At 51.4% G+C, this 21,249-nt stretch carries 13 protein-coding genes and 1 tRNA gene; 8 read left to right on the top strand and 6 right to left on the bottom strand.

Going from position 1 to position 21,249, the window contains the following annotated elements; translation table 11 throughout:
• The first annotated feature begins 38 nt into the window (after positions 1-38).
• Complete coding sequence (gene cgtA, locus WCT94_RS02275; protein ID WP_336867698.1) at positions 39-1,211, top strand: Obg family GTPase CgtA; 1,173 nt, start codon at positions 39-41, stop codon at positions 1,209-1,211.
• A gap of 70 nt (positions 1,212-1,281) precedes the next feature.
• On the opposite strand, the gene dacB is transcribed toward cgtA, so the two are convergent.
• Positions 1,282-2,715, bottom strand: a complete 1,434-nt coding sequence (gene dacB / locus WCT94_RS02270; protein WP_336867697.1) for a serine-type D-Ala-D-Ala carboxypeptidase — start codon at positions 2,713-2,715, stop codon at positions 1,282-1,284.
• A gap of 268 nt (positions 2,716-2,983) precedes the next feature.
• On the opposite strand from dacB, the gene greA reads away from it, so the two are divergent.
• Positions 2,984-3,460 carry a transcription elongation factor GreA gene (greA, locus tag WCT94_RS02265; protein WP_012773267.1) on the top strand — a complete coding sequence of 159 codons (477 nt, stop codon included), beginning with the start codon at positions 2,984-2,986 and terminating at the stop codon, positions 3,458-3,460.
• A 128-nt stretch (positions 3,461-3,588) separates the two neighbouring features.
• On the opposite strand, the gene yhbY is transcribed toward greA, so the two are convergent.
• Positions 3,589-3,882, bottom strand: coding sequence for a ribosome assembly RNA-binding protein YhbY (gene yhbY, locus WCT94_RS02260; protein WP_010283039.1), 294 nt, complete (start codon positions 3,880-3,882; stop codon positions 3,589-3,591).
• A gap of 143 nt (positions 3,883-4,025) precedes the next feature.
• Between yhbY and rlmE the strand changes: the two genes are divergently transcribed.
• From rlmE to WCT94_RS02230, 6 genes are all read left to right on the top strand, one after another.
• Positions 4,026-4,655, top strand: coding sequence for a 23S rRNA (uridine(2552)-2'-O)-methyltransferase RlmE (rlmE, locus tag WCT94_RS02255; RefSeq protein ID WP_012773268.1), 630 nt, complete (start codon positions 4,026-4,028; stop codon positions 4,653-4,655).
• A gap of 56 nt (positions 4,656-4,711) precedes the next feature.
• Positions 4,712-6,652, top strand: coding sequence for an ATP-dependent zinc metalloprotease FtsH (gene ftsH, locus WCT94_RS02250; RefSeq protein WP_336867695.1), 1,941 nt, complete (start codon positions 4,712-4,714; stop codon positions 6,650-6,652).
• A 117-nt stretch (positions 6,653-6,769) separates the two neighbouring features.
• Positions 6,770-7,603: a dihydropteroate synthase gene (gene folP / locus WCT94_RS02245; RefSeq protein ID WP_336867694.1), complete on the top strand. Its 834-nt coding sequence runs from the start codon at positions 6,770-6,772 to the stop codon at positions 7,601-7,603.
• Between the two features lie 7 nt (positions 7,604-7,610).
• Positions 7,611-8,948, top strand: coding sequence for a phosphoglucosamine mutase (glmM, locus tag WCT94_RS02240; RefSeq protein ID WP_336867692.1), 1,338 nt, complete (start codon positions 7,611-7,613; stop codon positions 8,946-8,948).
• A gap of 251 nt (positions 8,949-9,199) precedes the next feature.
• The gene (gene secG / locus WCT94_RS02235; RefSeq protein ID WP_180742900.1) at positions 9,200-9,532 is read left to right on the top strand and encodes a preprotein translocase subunit SecG; all 333 of its coding nucleotides are present in this window, start codon (positions 9,200-9,202) and stop codon (positions 9,530-9,532) included.
• Between the two features lie 24 nt (positions 9,533-9,556).
• Positions 9,557-9,643: transfer RNA gene (locus WCT94_RS02230), tRNA-Leu, on the top strand.
• Positions 9,644-9,703: 60 nt separating this feature from the next.
• Here the strand turns inward: WCT94_RS02230 and WCT94_RS02225 are convergent.
• From WCT94_RS02225 to WCT94_RS02210, 4 genes are all read right to left on the bottom strand, one after another.
• Positions 9,704-10,720, bottom strand: a complete 1,017-nt coding sequence (locus tag WCT94_RS02225) for an NADP-dependent oxidoreductase (protein WP_336867690.1) — start codon at positions 10,718-10,720, stop codon at positions 9,704-9,706.
• Positions 10,721-10,772: 52 nt separating this feature from the next.
• The gene (locus WCT94_RS02220; RefSeq protein WP_336867688.1) at positions 10,773-11,399 is read right to left on the bottom strand and encodes a hypothetical protein; all 627 of its coding nucleotides are present in this window, start codon (positions 11,397-11,399) and stop codon (positions 10,773-10,775) included.
• A gap of 64 nt (positions 11,400-11,463) precedes the next feature.
• The gene (locus tag WCT94_RS02215; protein ID WP_336867687.1) at positions 11,464-15,537 is read right to left on the bottom strand and encodes an amino acid adenylation domain-containing protein; all 4,074 of its coding nucleotides are present in this window, start codon (positions 15,535-15,537) and stop codon (positions 11,464-11,466) included.
• A 78-nt stretch (positions 15,538-15,615) separates the two neighbouring features.
• Entirely contained in the window at positions 15,616-21,117 is a 5,502-nt protein-coding gene (locus WCT94_RS02210; RefSeq protein WP_336867685.1) for a type I polyketide synthase, read from the bottom strand.
• Between the last annotated feature and the right edge of the window lie 132 nt (positions 21,118-21,249).

Genomic DNA, 21,249 nt, shown 5'->3' with positions numbered 1-21,249 from the left:
CGTAGATATTCTCTATTGGTTTTTTGCGGAGAGAATCAATGAAGTTTGTAGATGAAGCCACAATTCTCGTTGTGGCAGGCGATGGCGGTAACGGTTGTGTTAGCTTTCGCCGTGAAAAATATATTCCTAACGGCGGCCCAGATGGCGGTGACGGCGGTGATGGCGGCGACGTTTATCTGCTGGCTGACGAAAACCTGAACACGCTGATCGATTACCGTTTTGAAAAATCTTTCCGCGCTGAGCGTGGACAAAACGGTCAAAGCCGTGACTGTACGGGTAAGCGCGGCAAAGATATTACGATTAAAGTCCCTGTCGGTACCCGTGTTTTGGATCAGGGTACTGGCGAGGTGCTGGGCGATATGACGCGTCATCAGCAGAGTTTGATGGTCGCGAAAGGCGGCTGGCATGGTTTAGGTAACACGCGTTTTAAATCATCCGTCAACCGTGCTCCTCGCCAGAAGACCAGCGGTACGAAAGGTGAAGAACGTGAGCTGGCGCTGGAACTGCTGTTGCTGGCTGACGTGGGAATGTTGGGTCTGCCGAACGCGGGTAAATCGACTTTCATCCGTGCGGTATCAGCAGCGAAGCCAAAAGTTGCCGATTATCCATTTACCACGCTGGTGCCGAGCCTTGGCGTAGTCCGTATGGATAGCGAGCAGAGCTTTGTTGTGGCGGATATTCCTGGGTTGATCGAAGGAGCATCCGACGGTGCCGGACTGGGGATTCGTTTCCTGAAACACCTTGAACGCTGCCGTGTTCTGCTGCACTTGGTTGATCTGGCGCCGATTGATGAGTCCGATCCGGTTGAAAATGCCAAAATCATTATTAATGAGTTAGAGCAGTACGGCGCAGGTTTAGCTGAAAAGCCGCGTTGGCTGGTTTTCAACAAAGTGGATTTGATCGACAAGGCTGAAGCGGAAAAACGTGCCAAAGAGATTGCGACGGCACTTGGCTGGGAAGGGAAATACTACCTGATTTCTGCTGCGAACCGTGAAGGTGTCACTCCACTTTGCTGGGACGTGATGAGCTTCCTGAAAGCCAATCCGAAAGTGACGGCGATTGCCGAAAGCGCGCCGGAAAAAGTGGAGTTCATGTGGGATGACTATCATCGCCAACAGCTGGCTGAAATAGAAAAAGAAGCCGAAGAAGAGTGGGATGATGATTGGGACGATGAAGATGATGAAGGCGTTGAGATTATCTATCAAAAATAATTCGTTCTTCTGCTAGTTAATTCTCGCTTATTGCGGCCTTATCCCATCAGGGTAAGGCCGCATTCTTATTTTAGTTGCTCTGATAAATGTCTTTGTAGAGGCGACTTTCAAATCTCACCAGAGGGACACGGCGCGCGCGTTGGTCTTCTGGCGGCACGGCATAACCGGACAGGAACTGAACGAATGCCATACGCTGGCCGCTCGCGGTGGTAATGAAGCCTGCCAGATTGTATACGCCCTGCAGTGCCCCTGTTTTCGCCGAAACCTTGCCATCAACGCCAGCTTCATGCAGACCGCCACGATAACGCAGCGTGCCGTCATAGCCAGAAAGTGGAAGCATGGTGATGTAATTCAGTTCATTATCGTGCTGTGCGATGTACTGCAATACCTGCATCATCGTTTCTGGCGAGATCAAGTTGTGTCGTGACAGACCTGAACCATCGACAACAATGCTGTTTCCTAAATCTACACCAGCTTTTTGACGCAGGATCTGGCGTACCGCATCTGCGCCTGCGCGCCATGTACCCGGCACGCTAAAACGCTCATGTCCAATGGTACGAAAAACCGTATCGGCAATCATGTTGTCCGATTTTTTCAGCATGATAGTGAGCAGGTCGTGCAGTGGCGCTGATTGTGTCTGAGCCAGCACGCTCCCCGCTGCCCCTGGCTGCGTCTGACGACGAAGACTGCCTTTTATGCGTATATCTGCCTGCTGTAGCTCATCTTTAACAATAGCGCCGGCATAGCTGGCGCCATCCTGAATGGCGAACGCCAGCGGAAGCGGCTCTGTGCGCTGAGTCAAACAGCCTGTAAGCGTAAAGCGATTTAGTTCTCCAGGTACCACATCCAGCTCGCAGTATTGCGCATCAGATGAGCCCTTAGCCAGCGTACGGACCTCGCTGAACATTTGCACCGGATAATAGGAGGCGACGCGGATAAACGCATTATCACCCGCTTTAGGCGCGCTGTAGAGTGAGACAGAGAAACAGTTACGATCAACAATCGCGGCGCCCGGAGGGGCGCTGAAGCATTGCGTCATGTCGTTCCACGGCCAGCCCGGTGCTTTATCGTGACTGGCGAATACCGACGTGTCGATCAACACATCCCCGGCGATTTCCTTTATCCCGCGCTTTCTTAATTCCTGCACCATGTTCCGTATTTGCTGGCGCTTAAGCGTTGGATCGCCGCTAAACCGTACAATGAGGTTACCGTTCAGAATACCACTAGTGATAGGGCCATGGCTTTCCATCGTAGTGATGAATCGATAGTCTGGACCCAATTGCAGTAATGCAGCTAATGCGGTTATCACCTTTTGTGTGCTGGCGGGAAGCGCCATTTGCTGGCTATTGAAGGCCATGCTGGGTGTTGTTGAGCCAACTTTTTGTACCAATAGCGCCAGATTGGCACCGTCTGGTAAATATTGGCGATGATCCTCAACAGAAGCTGCATTGGCATGCAGAACAAAAGCGCAGGCAAGTCCGGTAACAATCGATGAAAAACGCATAATCTCAGCTAAGAACGGGGTAACGTGTGGTCATACTACGGCGCAACAAGGTCTAAAGTAAACGATGACCCTCATTGAACTCTGGGGTAAAATACGTATCAAAATGCAAAACCGCTGCCAGCCTGGAAATTTTGTTCCGGGGCTGGTTGCTTTTGCTTTATGTCCAGTGAGGACTGGCACGTTGCAGAGACTCCGTCGCCTTTGATTTTTAGCGCGTCAGGATGACGATTATTTGAGTCTTACGGACTTTTTTAGAGGTATAGACAATATGAAACAATTTCCGATGACCCTGCGTGGTGCTGAAAAATTGCGCGAAGAGCTTGACCACCTGAAATCTGTGCGTCGACCTGAAATTATTGCGGCCATTGCCGAAGCGCGTGAGCACGGCGATCTGAAAGAAAATGCGGAATACCACGCCGCACGTGAGCAGCAAGGCTTTTGTGAAGGACGCATTCAAGACATTGAAGCTAAGCTGTCTAACGCACAGGTTATCGATGTCACGAAGATGACGGCGAACGGGCGTGTTATTTTTGGCGCCACTGTGACCGTGATGAATCTGGATAATGAGGAAGAACAAACCTACCGGATCGTTGGCGATGACGAGGCGGATTTTAAGCAGAATCTGATCTCTGTAAATTCCCCGATCGCGCGTGGTCTGATCGGCAAAGAGGAAGATGACGTTGTGGTCATCCGTACGCCGGGCGGCGACGTGGAATATGAGATCCTGAAGGTCGAATATCTATAAATTTTGCTGGGTTGTTGATTAAAACAGCAAAAATTGTAAAGAAAAGAAAAAGGCCGCTTGCGGCCTTTTCTCTAACCGAGAGGCATGGCACCTTTCCGTTAAAACTGAGTATCCTGAAATAAAAAGTGTTATCGTGGTAACACAATTTTACGTTCTTTCGCAGGACGGTAGAGCACCAGCGTGTGGCCGATGACCTGAACGTTAGCGGCACCCGTTTCACGAACAATTGCCTCGACAATCAAGGCTTTGGTTTCGCGATCTTCTGTCGCTACTTTTATCTTGATCAGTTCGTGATGCGCCAATGCTTGTTCGATCTCAGCCAAAACACCTTCGGTGAGACCGTTATTGCCCAGCATGACAACCGGTTTTAGCGGATGTGCCAAGCCTTTCAGGTGTTGTTTTTGTTTATTACTTAGGTTCATTGTCTTTTTTACTTAGGTTGGGATTGAAAACGGGTCATTCTACCGCCATCTCATGATTATAACCAATTTGACTGTTCTGATTGGTAATATGTGAGAAGTTTCTCCCCACCACGAGCGTGTTACTGAGAATAGTTGGAAAATCGATGGCGAATAAAAAGCGTTCTGCAAGTTCCAGTCGCTGGTTGCAGGAACACTTTAGCGATAAATATGTGCAGCAGGCCCAGAAAAAAGGGCTGCGCTCGCGTGCTTGGTTTAAACTTGACGAAATACAGCAGAGCGACAAACTGTTTAAACCCGGTATGACGGTTGTGGATTTAGGCGCTGCACCTGGCGGTTGGTCACAGTATGTGGTCACGCAAATCGGTGGAAATGGTCGAATTATCGCGTGCGATATTTTACCGATGGATCCGATTGTCGGCGTCGATTTCCTGCAAGGGGACTTTCGTGATGAACTGGTCCTCAAAGCCTTGCTCGAAAGGGTTGGCGATAGCAAAGTTCAGGTGGTGATGTCTGACATGGCCCCTAACATGAGTGGTACACCAGCCGTTGATATTCCGAAGTCGATGTATCTGGTTGAATTAGCACTTGGTATGTGTCGGGATGTATTAGCGCCAGGCGGAAGTTTCCTGGTGAAAGTGTTTCAGGGAGAAGGCTTTGATGAATACCTGCGGGAAATTCGCTCCCTGTTTACGAAAGTGAAAATTCGTAAACCAGACGCCTCACGTGCCCGGTCTCGTGAAGTGTATATTGTAGCGACAGGGCGGAAACTGTAGTACCCTAACGCTGTTTTTTAACACAGTTGTAATATGAGGTTAATCCCTTGAGTGACATGGCGAAAAACCTAATTCTCTGGTTAGTCATCGCAGTGGTGCTGATGTCTGTTTTCCAGAGCTTTGGGCCCAGCGAGTCGAATGGCCGTAGGGTGGATTATTCAACCTTCTTGACTGAAGTGAATCAGGATCAGGTCCGTGAAGCACGTATTAACGGGCGTGAGATCAGTGTTATCAAAAAAGACAGCAATAGATACACGACTTACATTCCTGTCAATGACCCCAAGCTACTGGATAACCTGCTAACGAAGAATGTGAAAGTCGTTGGTGAGCCACCGGAAGAGCCGAGCTTACTGGCTTCTATCTTTATTTCCTGGTTCCCGATGCTGTTACTGATTGGTGTCTGGATCTTCTTCATGCGCCAAATGCAAGGCGGCGGTGGTAAAGGTGCCATGTCCTTCGGCAAGAGCAAAGCGCGTATGTTGACTGAAGATCAGATCAAGACGACGTTTGCGGATGTAGCCGGTTGCGACGAAGCGAAGGAAGAGGTTAGCGAACTGGTCGAGTACCTGCGTGAACCTAGCCGTTTCCAGAAACTGGGCGGTAAGATTCCGAAAGGCATTCTGATGGTCGGCCCACCGGGAACGGGTAAAACGTTGCTGGCGAAAGCGATCGCTGGTGAAGCGAAAGTGCCTTTCTTTACGATTTCCGGTTCTGACTTCGTTGAAATGTTTGTGGGTGTCGGTGCTTCTCGCGTCCGTGACATGTTCGAACAGGCGAAGAAAGCCGCACCTTGTATCATCTTTATCGATGAAATCGACGCCGTTGGCCGTCAGCGTGGCGCAGGTTTAGGCGGCGGTCACGATGAACGTGAGCAAACGCTAAACCAGATGCTGGTTGAAATGGACGGTTTTGAAGGCAACGAAGGCATTATTGTTATCGCGGCGACGAACCGTCCCGATGTGCTTGACCCTGCGTTGCTGCGTCCAGGTCGTTTTGACCGTCAGGTTGTGGTTGGCCTGCCAGATGTTCGTGGCCGTGAGCAGATTCTGAAAGTTCACATGCGTCGCGTACCGCTGTCTCCAGATATCGATGCGTCAGTGATTGCACGTGGTACGCCAGGTTTCTCTGGTGCGGATTTGGCTAACCTGGTTAACGAAGCCGCATTGTTCTCTGCTCGTGGCAACAAACGCGTTGTTTCGATGGTTGAATTCGAGAAAGCGAAAGACAAAATCATGATGGGTGCCGAGCGCCGTTCCATGGTTATGACTGAAAAGCAGAAAGAATCGACGGCCTATCATGAAGCGGGGCACGCTATCATCGGTCGTCTGGTGCCAGAGCACGATCCGGTCCATAAAGTGACGATCATTCCACGTGGCCGCGCGCTGGGCGTGACGTTCTTCCTGCCTGAAGGTGATGCGATCAGCGCCAGCCGTCAGAAACTGGAAAGCCAGATCTCTACACTGTACGGTGGTCGACTGGCCGAAGAAATCATTTACGGCGTGGAGCATGTTTCGACTGGTGCGTCCAATGACATCAAAGTCGCCACGTCGATTGCTCGTAACATGGTGACGCAATGGGGTTTCTCTGAAAAACTGGGTCCATTGCTTTATGCGGAAGAAGAGGGCGAAGTATTCCTTGGCCGTTCTGTAGCAAAAGCCAAGCACATGTCAGATGAAACGGCGCGTATCATCGATCAGGAAGTGAAATCGCTGATTGAACGCAACTACGTGCGTGCTCGTGAGCTGTTGATGGCTAATATGGACATCCTTCACTCAATGAAAGATGCGTTGATGAAGTATGAAACCATTGATGCGCCGCAGATTGACGATTTGATGGGGCGTAAGAAAGAGGTGCGTCCGCCAGCGGGTTGGGAAGCGTCTCGTTCTGACAACGATTCCGGCAACGGCGGTGGGACGCCTAAAGCTCCTACGCCAGTGGATGAGCCGCAAACGCCTAATCCTGGTAACACCATGTCTGAGCAAGCGGACGACAAATAATTCGCCTGCAATTGATATCGGTAACTCACGAAACCCCAGCTCAGGCTGGGGTTTTTTACTGGGAATGCTCTTCGAATCACATTTCATGCTAACCACACCAGAATGCGGAGGTAAATCATGCAACTGGTTGCCAGAGACTCAACGCTGGATCTTTCCTGCCCACACGTTATGGGCATTCTTAACGTTACACCTGACTCTTTTTCCGATGGCGGCAAACACAACAAGCTCGATGCTGCACTACTGCACGTTCAGGAGATGGTGACCGCTGGCGCGACCCTGATCGATATCGGCGGTGAATCAACGCGCCCTGGGGCGGATGAGGTGAGTACGGAAGAAGAGCTGGAACGTGTGGTTCCGGTCGTTAAAGCCATCGCTAAGCGGTTTGACGTCTGGATCTCGGTTGATACCTCGAAGCCGGAAGTGATGACGGCGTCAGCGCAGGCAGGCGCACATCTGATTAATGATATTCGCGCTTTGCAAGAGCCCGGCGCTCTGGAAGCGGCGGCGGCAACAGGTTTGCCAGTATGTCTGATGCACATGCAGGGAATGCCGAGAACTATGCAGCACAAACCGCATTATGATGACCTGCTGCAGGACATCGGAAATTTCTTGCAGCAGCACATTGATCGCTGTGTGAACGCCAATATTCCGAAAAGTAAGCTATTGCTGGATCCTGGGTTCGGATTCGGTAAGAATCTTGCCCATAATTATGCGCTTCTGGCTCGCCTGAGCGAGTTACATCGTTTTGAACTGCCTCTTCTGGTGGGGATGTCGAGGAAATCCATGATTGGACAACTCCTCAATGTGCCGCCTGCGCAGCGTGTTCATGGCAGCGTCGCCTGCGCAGTGATCGCGGCAATGCAGGGAGCACAGATTATTCGCGTGCACGATGTTAAAGAAACGGCTGATGCCATGCGCATTGTTGAGGCCACCCTTTCTGCGAAGGAATAAAAACGAGATGAGTAACCGCAAATATTTTGGTACCGATGGCGTACGTGGCAAGGTTGGCGATACGCCGATTACACCTGACTTTGTGCTTAAGCTGGGTTGGGCCGCTGGGAAAGTGCTCGCACGACATGGTTCTCGTAAGATTATTATCGGCAAAGATACCCGCATTTCTGGTTACATGCTGGAGTCTGCGCTGGAAGCTGGGCTGGCAGCTGCGGGTTTATCGGCTTCTTTTACTGGCCCGATGCCGACGCCTGCGGTTGCTTATCTCACCCGCACGTTCCGTGCAGAAGCGGGTATCGTTATTTCTGCTTCTCACAACCCGTATTACGACAACGGGATTAAATTCTTCTCAATTGACGGTACCAAGCTGCCGGATGAAGTCGAAGAAGCGATAGAAGCTGAACTGGAAAAACCGCTGACGTGCGTTGAGTCTGCTGAATTAGGCAAAGCCAGCCGCATTGTTGACGCTGCCGGACGCTACATCGAGTTTTGTAAGGGGACGTTCCCGAGTGAACTGAGCCTCAATGGTTTAAAGATTGTCGTCGATTGCGCCAATGGCGCTACCTATCATATCGCCCCCAGCGTCTTGCGCGAGCTTGGTGCTAAAGTCATTGCGATTGGCTGTGAACCGGATGGCATGAATATCAATGAAGAGTGCGGGGCGACCGACGTCAGGCAGCTACAAGCTCGCGTACTGGCTGAAAAAGCGGATGTTGGGCTGGCCTTTGACGGCGATGGCGATCGGCTCATCATGGTCGACCATTTGGGCAACAAAGTGGATGGCGACCAGATTCTGTATATCATCGCCCGTGAGGGCTTACGCCAAGGGCAACTGCGCGGCGGTGCGGTGGGCACGCTGATGAGTAACATGGGGCTTGAGGTTGCATTAAAGCAACTCGGCATCCCGTTTGCTCGCGCCAAGGTGGGCGACCGCTATGTATTAGAAATGATGCAGGCAAAAGGGTGGCGCATTGGTGCAGAAAACTCCGGCCATGTGATCCTGCTGGACAAAACGACGACGGGCGACGGTGTGATTGCCGGTTTGCAAGTACTTACCGCGATAGTGAGAAACCATATGAGCCTGCATGATCTATGCAGCGGTATGAAGCTGTTTCCACAGATCCTGGTCAACGTACGGTTTACGGGTGAAAACGATCCGCTGGAAGACAAAAATGTGCAGCAGATTACGCAGGATGTGGAAAAAGAATTGGCCGGACGCGGGCGGGTACTGCTGCGTAAATCCGGTACTGAGCCGCTTATCCGCGTCATGGTTGAGGGTGAACACGAAGAGACCGTCATCGCGCTGGCAAACCGTATTGCCGATGCGGTGAAAGCTGTCAGCTGAGGGCTTTTTTGATTCACCAATCAGGTAGATAAGGCTTTCGATAGGTGTCTCGTGTCGAAAGCCGCTGTTTTTTTCTGCAATCAACCTGCTGTGACCAAATTACCCTTGCGTACGTTACATCCTTTAGTTAGTATTCAGACCCGCTTGATAAGGGATGTTCGAGACATCTGACTTGCGGAATGACGCGCGGTTTACCGCCAGAATATAGCATTCTCCATGAGACATGGGGAAAACGGTTAACAGGTACGACTATGTACGAAGCTCTATTAGTGATTTTCCTGTTAGTATCGATCGGGCTGGTTGCCTTGATCATGCTTCAGCAGGGTAAAGGTGCTGATATGGGAGCGTCGTTCGGAGCAGGTGCTTCTGCCACTTTGTTCGGTTCGAGCGGCTCTGGTAATTTCATGACCCGCATGACGGCGATACTGGCGACTCTGTTCTTCATTATCAGCCTCGTACTGGGCAACCTGAGCTCGCTGCAGAAAAAAGGCGGCGCTTGGGACAACCTGAGCCAGCCTGAAAAAGCCGAGCAGACGACGACGCCTGCTGCGCCTTCAACGCCGGCGAGTGACATTCCGAAGTAAGCGTTTTAAAGTAGTAATTGTGATGCCGTGGTGGTGGAATTGGTAGACACGCTACCTTGAGGTGGTAGTGCCCGATTGGGCTTACGGGTTCAAGTCCCGTCCTCGGTACCAACATAAAAAATAGACGTCAATGGACGTCTATTTTTTTGTCTTTAATTTCTGGTCTCAGCCTTACAGATGCACCAGTTGCTTGCCAAAGTGTTTGCTGTCCAATAAGTCGATAAAGGCTTGGGGCGCATTCTCTATTCCCTCAATAATGTTCTCGCGATATTTTAATCTCCCTTTCTCCACGGCATCGAGTAGCCAAATGTCCGCTTCTGCGTAGTCTTTGAACCACTCGGTGACGAGAAAAAAGCGGCTCAGAGGGGCTTCGGGTAAAGAAGAGAAAAATGCCACCGGGCTTGAGGCATCAACCTCATTTCCTTGATTATAGATCGCCGCGCTGCCACAAACGGGGACTCTTGCGCCTTCGTTGAGCAGTTTGGCCACGAAAAGTGAGACTCTGCCGCCAACGTTTTCAAAATAGATATCAATCCCGTTAGGGCAGGCGGCCCGCAAGGCTTGGTTTAAGTCATCTGCTTTATAATTAATGCAGGCGTCAAAGCCTAATGTGTCAACGACATAGCGACACTTTTCTTCGCTACCAGCCAGACCGACAACCCGGCACCCAGCCTGTTTACCGAGTTGACCGACGACGGATCCGACCCCCCCTGAGGCTGCCGATACCACCAGCGTTTCTCCCGCTTTGGGTCTGGCTATTTTATTCAGACCAAAATAAGCGGAACGTCCCGGTGTTCCGACTACGCTGAGAAAAATCGAAGGTGACAGCGTCGTTGACGGTAGACGATGAGTAATAAAATCCTGCGGCGTACCGACATAATATTTCTGCCAGCCTGAAAAAGTGAACACGCAGTCCCCAACCTGAAAGTGTGGATTCTTCGTTGCTACAACGTAGCCTATCGTTTCACCTTGAATGACCTCGCCCCGTTTGATCGGGCTTACATAGGCCGTATTCTTGTTAAGCCGTGGACGCGTATAAAGATCAATGGATAACCATTTGTTTTCAATTAGATATTCTCCAGGTTGTAGTGCATTAATATGGCGTTCTTCGAACCTGAAATGCTCTAGCTGCACAGGGCCATCAGGATGGTGATCCAGTACAATCAGCTTGTTTTCTAACGGACTCATAATATTCCCTATATTTATCATTTATTCGGTGATGCACTACCTGTTGAGTGACTCAGGAAGCGTTATCATGTGCGTGCGAGGTCCAACGATGCTTTGGCCACCGGAAACTGAAAATCACCAGCAGTAGCGTAAGCGGCCATCCGCTGATGAGGACAAGGGTATCCATCGGTAATCCGGGCTGGCGTGAAAGCAGGTAAATGATGATGGCTTTCACCAGGTAGACGAGAATCCAGACCAGTGACACTTCATTCCAGACTCTGACATACTGCGGCGTGCCATAAACGGGGAGCGTCTTAAGGTCTGGCGTAGCTTGTTCCGCCAGAATTTGTATGACCGGACGTCCCTTGATGCTGTAAATGGTAAAAATAATCACGGTGGAAAGTGCACCGCTGATCGATAAAAAGACACTCTCCTGATGGATACCAAGCAGCATTATTCCTTCGAGATAAAGGTAGTGACTAAGCCCCGAAACCAGAATGAGTGCAATGATTGGCAGATAGCCCTGCCAACGGCTGAATAATTGCAGGATACCGGAATAGATCGCGGTAATTAATAGTGCGCTGCCCGCCCCCCATAGTAGAAATGCGATGTTGTAAATAATGACCGGTATGATAATGGTCAGAAGCGCATCGCGTGATATCAGATATCGCCAAACGGTTAACGACGGGGGATGGCCCATGTTTTCTCCTCGCTTACGTCATAAAGCCGCCGTTCTGGGTTTGAAACCACAGACGGCGGATGTGTTATCGCAATACTTTCTTGAGCTGTTCGGCTATACGCGAAATATGTGGGGCGTTCATCATTGAAATATGGTCGCCGGATGTCGGCAGTACCGTCAGGCAGCCTGACGTAAAGCGACGCCACCCCAGACCAGACTCCGGCAGGCGGATGCGGCCGGGCAAAATATCCTCCGCCTCGACGACCAGTACATCACCCGAGTAGGGCTCACTACGGTAAGCGTCCGTTGCATAGATATGGGTTTGCAGGATAGTGAGAAAATCTTGAAACGCTTTGGGTCCAATTGACTCAGGAACCAGCCCCGCCCGTTTAAATTCAGCCAGAAAGCGTGACGTGCGTTGTGCGTTGCTCATGTCTGCAAGTGACTGCTCTGACAGATCGAAAGACGTTCCGGTAAATAGGGCCACTTTATGCGCAAAGTACGCCAGACGTTCAGTCTCGTGCATGTCTGCTGAACCGTCGATGTTGATCTCTGGAGCAGGTTGATCCAGGACTAATACCGTGGGGGTTATGCCTTTTGCCGCGAGTTGTTGTGACATTTCAAAGGCAATGGTTGCGCCGAGAGACCACCCACCCAGAACCAAACGAGAGTGATGAACGATGTCGCCTGCCTGTGAGAGGTAGAACGCGGCAAGTGCTTTGATATCGGCGTTATAAGGCTGGTTGACGCTGAAATCAGGCACCTGAATACCGTAGACGGGGTAGCTCTCGCCCAATTCACGCGCCAGCGCGGAATAGCACAGCACGTTACCGCCAGCTGGGTGGATCAAAAGCAACGTGGGTTTATTTTCTGGTTGACCACGGTTGATTGTCACCCTTGCGGCTTGAGTCTGGGTTCCTTTTTCGTCAATCACACGCGCCAACTGCGCAATGCTGCTGTTTTCGAACAGTTGCCCCAGAGACAGAGAGGTGCCGAAGTGCTGATTAATGTTCAGGATGAGCTTTAATGCACTGAGAGAATTCCCGCCAAGCGTGAAGAAACTCTCCTGCGTATCAATGGCATCGTTTTGTAAAATATCACGGTAAATGTCATGCAGGTCGCGTTCGCGCTGATTCTCTGGGGTATGAAGCGATTCGCGCTTTTCCGCTGAGGGCAGAGGTAACACGGCATAGTTTATCTTACCGCTGGCGGTTAATGGCATCGCCTCTAGCCATACCCAGCGTTCGGGCTGCATATAGTCTGGCAGTTTCTTTTGCAGTGCTGCTTTTACCTCGGTCTGATGAGCGTCGGTAATACCGCACACATAGGCGGTTAAAACGGCTTCTCCGTGGGGAAGCGTGTTTTGTTTAATCGCTACGTGAGTCGCATTAGCGACCTGTTGTAATGCCTGTTCGATCTCTGCCAGCTCAACGCGGTAGCCGCGCACTTTAACCTGGCGATCCAAACGTCCCATAAATTCAAGATTGCCGTCAGGCAGGAAGCGACCTTTGTCACCGCTACGATAAAGCCGCTCACCCTCAAGGTAAGGGTGGGGGATAAAGCGTGTGTGATTTTGCTCCGGTAGGCCGATGTATCCTTCCGCCACATGTGAACCACCCAGATAAATTTCACCCGGCAGACCGGCAGGAACTAACTGGTGATAAGGATCGAGCAGCAGGACATGGCTATCGGACAGGGGTTTACCGATGGGTAAGTAGTCACCGGAGAGCGCGCTAAGATCCTCTGGTACCGGATAGGTAGTGACACCGACCGTACACTCGGTTGGGCCATAATGGTTCAGAATGCGGCAAGGAGGATGGAACTCACGTACGCGTTTGATGAGCGACAGAGGAACGCGTTCTCCGCCGATGACCAACAACTGACGAGGTAATAACGCCTCGGCCTGCGGTGACGTCAGTAATGTCGCTAAATGGGACGGTGTGATCTTGATACAATCGACGGGATAGTGCGCCAGATAAGCGAATAGTTTCTGTGGATCGCGGAGTAACTCCGTCGTGATTACGTCCAATTGGCCCTGATGGATCAGTGCGGGGAAGAGCACCGTGTGTGCCAAATCGGTGGTGAAGGATGAAAACATGCCGTAGCGGGCATCGGACGGTAGGTTGAGCACGGGCTGAATAGCCTGACAGTAGTGGCTTAGCTGTGAGTGTTTGACCTGAACGCCCTTAGGTTTGCCGGTACTGCCCGAGGTATAAATGATGTAAGCCGGACCATCCGTAATCTGTGGCTGCGATGGGTTGCTTACCGGCATCATACTGCGATTTTGTCTTACGTAGACGCAGGGGAGTATGTCACCGGGCGTCTGTTCGTCGATGATGACACAGCGGGCGGTAGAGTTTTGCAGGATGAACTCAACCTGTTGTGCAGGAAGCTCCATATCGACTGGGACATAGCATCCGCCTGCTTTTAACACGGCCAGAATCGCGACGACGTAATACTCGCTTTTAGGCATAAATAACGCGACACACTCCCCATGAGCGAGCCCGTCTTTCTGTAGCTGATGAGCCAACTGGTTCGCCCGTTCATTGAGCTGAGCGTAGGTCAGTGTGCGTCCTTCACAGCGAACCGCGATAGCATTCGGCCTCTGCTGTGCCTGTTGTTCAAACTGCCGATGAACGGTTGGTGGGAGCGTGTTAGCGGTTGGGCGGCATTGTGCAATCGTCGCGCTACGTTCTTCGTCACCTAACAGCGAAATCTCCCGTACGGTGAGCTGCGGTTGGTTAATTAAGGTCTCAAGCATCGTCCGCAAGTCATTCAGCATGCGTTGGATGGTATTGCTGGAAAATAACGCGCTGCTGTAGTTCATGGTGAACAGTAGGCCGTCGCTATCTTTATCTTCTTCTACCCATAAGTTGAGATCCAGTTTGGCCGTGCCGTAATCCACTTTTAACGGTTTATATTTGAACCCGCCATGGCTGCTGTGAAAATGGGGAAAGACCTGATACGTCAAGATTGCCTGGAAGATTGGATTGATCTGGGGATTACGCACATAGGTAATCTCATCCAGAATATAGTTGAACGGCACATCCTGGTATCTCAGGGTTTCTTCGCATTCGACGCGTACGTCTTCAATCAGCGAAGCGATACTGGCATCAGGATCGATATCAAAACGTAGTGGTAGGGTATTCATGAATAGCCCCATCATGTTTTGCGTGGCAGATAAATTGCGGTTGGCAAACGGTGCGCCGATGATGATTTCCTGCTGCCCGCTATATTTATGCAGCAGGAGTTGGTATGCCGTGAGGATAACGTGGAATTGCGTTGCCTGATGCCGTGCCGCACAGTTTTGCAAACGCTGGCAGAAAGAGGAGTCAAAGAACTGGCTTATGATGCCGCCTGCGGTGCTCATTTTAGCTGGACGAGGGGAGTCCGTTGCCAGCTCCAACTGCCCCGTGATGCCGTCCAACTTCTTCGCCCAGTAGGCAAGACCGGTTTGGTATTCGCCCTCGCTATACCACCGATCTTCCGCCAGTGCGTAATCGGCAAACTGGAGCGTTTTCTCGATAGGTAATGTCCCTCCTTGCAACAAACGAAAATAGTTTTCCATCAGCATTTTGAAGAACACATTGACCGTCCATCCATCGGAAATAATGTGATGAAAAGTCAGGAACAGGACATAATCGTGCTGATGGGTTTTGGTCATATGGAGATAAACCAATGGGCCATTCTCCAGATCAAAAACAATATTTCCTTTCGCTTTGGCCGTTTCTGAAACGTATTTTTCAATATCTTCTTCGCTGAACGCGGAGATATCCTCGAAGCTAAACGGAAAAGACATATCGTTGGCGATGTGTTGGCACACATCGTTATCGACCAGCCGGAATGTCGTACGCAGAATGTCATATTGTTGTATCAGATAGTCGAGCGTTTGCTGTACGCGCCGCGGCTCCATGTCGTGCTCGATTCTGCAGGCAAGCACATACGGATTATTATAGACCAGGCTATCGTCAAGGTATTGGGAGAGCATCCAGATACGCTTCTGCGCGCTGGTCATGGGGAAATGGACTCTTCCTGGCGTTGCGTGCGGAGTAATGGTTTTACCTGAGGATGTATGGCTCGTTTTCTTCTTTTCTCTTGCCAGCTTTTTGAGTTCATCCAGGCTAAGCGAGGTCAGTTTTGCGGTGGGAAGCTGCGTCATTATCGAGTCTCATTTTGTGACATTCGGTTTTTACAGCAGCGGCCGCCTTCGAGATACATGCCGAAGGCGGCCGTGCGCTTATTCCTGCAATAAGGTTTCCAGTTCAGTAAGGATCAGCGCTGCTAACCCTTGCACGGTCTGGTTCTGGTAAAACAGATCAACGCGGATATCGATTTCAAAGATGCCGGAAACGGTAGACACGACCTGTACTGCCAGCAGTGAGTTACCGCCCAGTTCAGTAAAGCTGTCATTAACGCCGATACCCGAAATCCCCAGAATGGACTGCCAGACTTTGACGATCTCTTTCTCAATGTCATTTTCTGGCGCAACGTAATCCACAGAGAGAGCGGGTCTGGCATACCCTTCCGTAGCATCGCTATCCTGCAAGATGAATTCAGGCGTTTCCTGCTCAGGGATCGACTCATAAATGAGCTGGTCCAGATCGCTGGTAACGACGACTAACTGTTCAAATTCCAGATGTGCGAGCTGGCGTTTTATTGCATCCAGCCCTTCTGGCAACAGAATGTCTTTATCTGCCAGATTCACTTTTACTGCGGCTATCGCTGCCGTTGATGTGTTTTCGGATGTCGCGAGCTGGTTGCCCATCGTCATCTTCATCAGCGTGTAGTTTTCCAGTACCAGCAGCGGAACGCCCTCTGGTGAAAGGAACGTGATATCCATGACGATGGCGTTATCCTGCGGCTGATAAGCCTGCTTGAGCCTGGCGTGGACGTAGCACTCTTTCCCCAGTGGCGATAAGAAGGTCATCTTGCCATAGCTGATAGGCAGGAAATTCTCCTGTGTAATCAATGACAGGCAGGATATTGCCGTGGCATCAATCACTGCGGGATGGTACGGGTAGCGGGTAAGGTCGTGCGTATAGTCGTCCTTCAGCACTTTGTGTATCAGCCATTCGTTATGGCCCTGAACGATCTCGCGGTGGTTGTTCCAGCGCTGGCTGAACGACAGGAAATTTTCGCCCGTGTTGGCATTATCCAGCTCAGTGATAAACGGCGCGTAGGGAACCTGCGTGGTGCAGCGTTGTTTAATGGCGTCAATCGATTGTGGTGTAAGGTCAGCCGTTGGGGCGCCGTGGCCGATTCCCCCGAACGCGTGCTCTTGCCATGCCAGTTCAAGTACACCCCGAGTCTTGAGGCTGAATTTATAGCCTTTCCCTTCTGATGTGATGAATAGCCTCATCTGTCGTGGCCAGGTATCGGTATAGATAACGGGCTTAGTCAGCATCAGATTTTTGACCTGAAGGCTTTCCTGAGGCTTAAAGCACGTCATGAACTCATGCAGCAGCGATAAGATTGTCGCGCCCACCAGTGAGGGCTGCTTCGCGAGGCGGTGCTCATCGATGACCCAGTCTTGCACGGTGAGATTGACCTGATAGCTTTCCTGCATGCCTTCGCGCTCAAGATAGGTCAGCAGGTTTCCTTTGGTTTCCTCAACAGCAGCCTGCTTGCTGTTTTTCTTCTCCTGTAACTGCTTGTCCCAACGGGCAGCCATTCCCACATCGCCCCATTTTCCCCAGTTCAGCGAAACGGTACGTCCGCGCCGGTGCTGGTTGCGGTAATGCGCAAATGCATCCATAAACGCATTACCCGAGCAATAATCAATGCGGGCTTCGTCGCCGACAATGGAGGTGATGGAAGAGAATAAAATAAAGAAGTCAGGCTGTTTGTCCTGTAGCAACTCATCCAAAATGAGCGAACCTACGACTTTGGGATCGAGCACGTTGGCGCAATCGGCGTCATTTTTCAGCGGAATGATGCCGCCGCCGGCTACACCTGCGGTGTGGAACACCCCGTCGACCTGCGGGAATGCGGATAACATGTCACGCATACCGTGATAGTCATTCACGTCGACCTGTGCCAGATGTATCGTGTTACCACGGTCTTCCAGACGTAAAACGCTCGCCAGTTTCTCACTGATAGGATCGTCAACCGGATGCTGTTGGATCCAGGCTTGCCACTCTTCACGCGGCGGTAATGCGGCACGGTAGGTCAGAATGATCGTAGCACGACTTTTTTCTGACAGATGATTGGCGAGTAGTAACCCTAATCCGCCGAGGCCGCCGGTGATGAGGTAGACGCCGTCGTCTTTCAAGTCCGCAGGTAAACCGAGATCGTCCTGTTTCAGATGGACGGCCTGATAACTTTCTTCCCAGCGCTGATTGCTGCGGTAGGCCACCAGATTACCGTGTGTTGCAATATGGCTTTCTGCTATCAGGCTGTGGGCAAATTCATCAAGCTGTACGGCGTTTTGTTTAAGATCGATATCCACCAGATGGCATTGGACTTCAGGGTATTCGTGATAGAACACGCGTGAAGGCCCTACCAGCAGCGCATTCTCTGGGGAAGCGATGCGCTCGCCCATTACGCTGAATGTGTTGCTGGTGGCGAAAGTGATATGTAGATCGTCCAGCAAATTCTCATTCACCAGTGCCTGCTGGAGATAGAGCGCAGGGTAGAACGTATTCAGCGGTGAGGAGAGATAGGTGTGCTCAAGCGGCTGTACCTGTTCCTCTGCCGTCAGGTTCCATAAATACAGGATACGCGATGGACGTAGCCCTTGCTCCGTCAGGCTTTTCAGTAACCGGACATAGTCGGCGCGTGAAGCTACGTTGAGGGTATATCGGCCTTCGGAAAGTGCTTCCTGATACTGCGTTCCCGGGCTGACGAAAAAGACCTTATGCCCATCCTTTTCCAGTATCTGTTTCGTGCGTTCGGCGATGCCTTGTGTATCCGTCAGGAGCAACCAGCAGGTGTTCTCGGTTTCAACGCGTTTACCCGCCATGTATTTCGCTGGAATGGTTTTTTTCCAGGTCGGCATATAGAACCAGTCACCGATATCGGCCTGTTTCCTCTTTTTAGCCTTAACGGATTGTTCACTCTGCGCGTCAGAGCTGGCTGACGACAGCGCCGGCAGGGCGAAGCGTTTACGTTCGAAAGGATAGCCGGGCAGCGGGATGCGGCGACGGTGCTGTTCTGAATGACGCAGATGCCAGGGAACGTCTACACCACCAGCCCAAAGCGCACCAAGCGTTGAGAGGAGATGCTCGCCGGATAACGCAACATCTTTTGCCGTGGGTAATGAGGCATAAATCAAGGCACCGTCTTCCGCGCTGAAATGCTGCTTGGCGGACGACTCCAGTGAACGCCCCGGTCCAACTTCAAGGAACACGAAGTCATGATGCTCGTCAGCCATCAGCGTTTTGAAGCCATGAGAGAACAGAACGGTGTGGCGAACGTGTCCAACCCAATAATCGCTGCTTTTAGCGATGTCTTCACTCATCCATTCGCCGTTGACGGTCGAGACAATAGGGATTTTCGGCGCATGGAGCTCGATGCTGTCGATGACCTTTTTGAAGGCAGGGAGCATCGGTTCCATCATGTGTGAGTGGAACGCGTGCGAGGTATCCAGGTGTTTACAGAAAATATTGCTGTCTTCCAACTGCTGTTGAAAACGGGCGATATCGTTTGAAGCACCGGCGATGACGCAGAGTCCAGGATAGTTAACCGCGGCAATTTCCAGTTTGCTGCCGTGAAGTTTTGCCTTCAGGCTTTCTTCATCAAGCAGAACCGCAAGCATGTCCCCTGCGGGCAATGCCTGTACCATTTTGCCCCGCAGCGCTACAGCTTTCAGCGCATCTTCCAGTGAGAATACACCGGACAAACACGCCGCTACGTATTCCCCCACGCTGTGCCCAATCATGACCTCCGGCTGAATGCCCCATGACATCCACAGTTTTGCCAGACTGTACTCCACCACGAACAAGGACGGTTGGGTAAACTGGGTTTCATTGATACGGGACTCGGCGGTATCGTCGCCGTCCTGAAAGATAATAGACGTCAGGTTGACGTCCAGAATCGGTTCCAGATAGTCACAGCATTGATCCATGCTCGCGCGGAAGACGTCGTAGGTGTCGTACAACTCACGCGCCATATTGACATACTGGTTGCCCTGTCCTGGGAACATAAACACGACGGACTTTTTGCTTTTACTCTGCTGAGTCACGACCAGTGACGGTTGATCCAGCTTGGCCAGCAGGGAATCACGATCCTTCCCGATAATGGCCGTGCTATGTGAGAACTTTTGTCTCCCAACCTGTAGGGTGTAGGCGATATCTGCCAGATTGGCATCGTCATGCGTACTGAGGTAATCGCGCAGGCGGCGTTTCATGTCTTCCAGCGCCGTGCGACTTTTGGCGGAGAAAGGCAAAACCAGCAGGCTGCCGTCATGGGTATCGCCCGATTTTAGCTGCGGGGCGGCTTCCAGAATGACGCAGGCATTGGTGCCACCGACGCCGAAAGAGTTCACTAGTGCACGGTGTGGTGTCTCTGACGGTTCCAACTCGCTGAGCTCGGTATTCATGATGAACGGGCTGGTTTCAAACTCAATGTTAGGGTTTGGTGATTCAAAATGGAGTGAGGCTGGCAGTTTGCCGGTTTCCAGCGCCAGTGAGGCTTTGATGAGGCTGGCCATGCCTGATGCCGCGTCCGTATGGCCGATGTTGGTTTTCACCGAGCCCAGACGGCAATACTGGGTTTTGTCCGTATATTCCTGAAATGTTTGTGTCAGCGAGGTGAACTCAATCGGATCGCCCAGCGCCGTCGCGGTGCCGTGGGCTTCAACAAAATTGATCGTGGCGGGATCAAGTTGCGCATTGGTGATTGCCTGTTTGGCAACGGCGATCTGCCCGTCGATGCTCGGCGCGGTAAAACCGGCTTTCAGGTTACCGTCATTATTTACTGCGCCGCCTTTCAGCACGGCGTAAATGTGGTCGCCGTCGCGCACGGCGTCGTTCAGGCGCTTTAGTAACACGACGCCAGCTCCGCGGCTGAACACGGTGCCGTTGGCGCGGGAGTCAAAGGCATAGCAGCGGCCATCTGCGGATTCCATACCGCCTTGCATATAAGGATAGCCCCGACGTTCTGGCGTATCTACGGAAACACCGCCTGCAACGATCAAGTCACTTTCCCCGTTCAACAGGCTATTCATGCCCATCACGACGGCGACCATCGCAGTTGAACAGGCGGTCTGTACGTTAACACTTGGCCCTTTGAGGTTGAGCTTGTAAGAAACCCGGGTCGTTACGTAATCTTTATCATTGTTGGTGACGACCGATGCGCCGCTGGCATACTTCTGTACTTCAGGGTGGGCGTTAACTTTACTCAAATGCCAGGCGGTTCCTGTTCCGCCGAAGATGCCAACCTTACCGGGGTAGGTGGCTGGGACGTAGCCGGCATCTTCAAACGCGTGCCAGCAGCATTCCAAAAAGACGCGATGCTGGGGATCCATAATTTCAGCATCGCGCGGTGTGATATCAAAGAAATTAGCGTCAAAGTGCTGTGCGTTACCCAAAATTCCCCGACGGCGAATATAGTTGGGCGAGGCGATCATCTCTTCTTCAATGCCTGACTCCCTCAGTTCTTCTTCACTGAATGTGCTGATCGTCTCCACGCCGTCCAACAGGTTTTGCCAAAATATCGCGGTATCTTCCGCACCGGGAAAGCGGGCCGACATTCCTACAATAGCAATATCCTTATCGCGGAACTGTTCTTGCTGTTTCATTTCATTACCTCACCGTGAATATATTCGCCTCCTTTCACGGCGCAGGCCGTTAACCTTCTCTCGCTGAATATTTCCAGAGAAAGAAAGGTCGACGTCCTACGCCGTGAATATAGAAGGGACAACTAAATTAAA

Origin of the sequence: Pectobacterium sp. 1950-15 (genome assembly GCF_037136835.1) — a bacterium.
Taxonomy (GTDB): domain Bacteria; phylum Pseudomonadota; class Gammaproteobacteria; order Enterobacterales; family Enterobacteriaceae; genus Pectobacterium.
Note: the sequence above shows the minus strand (reverse complement) of the source record. Positions and strands in the feature narration are given on the sequence as shown.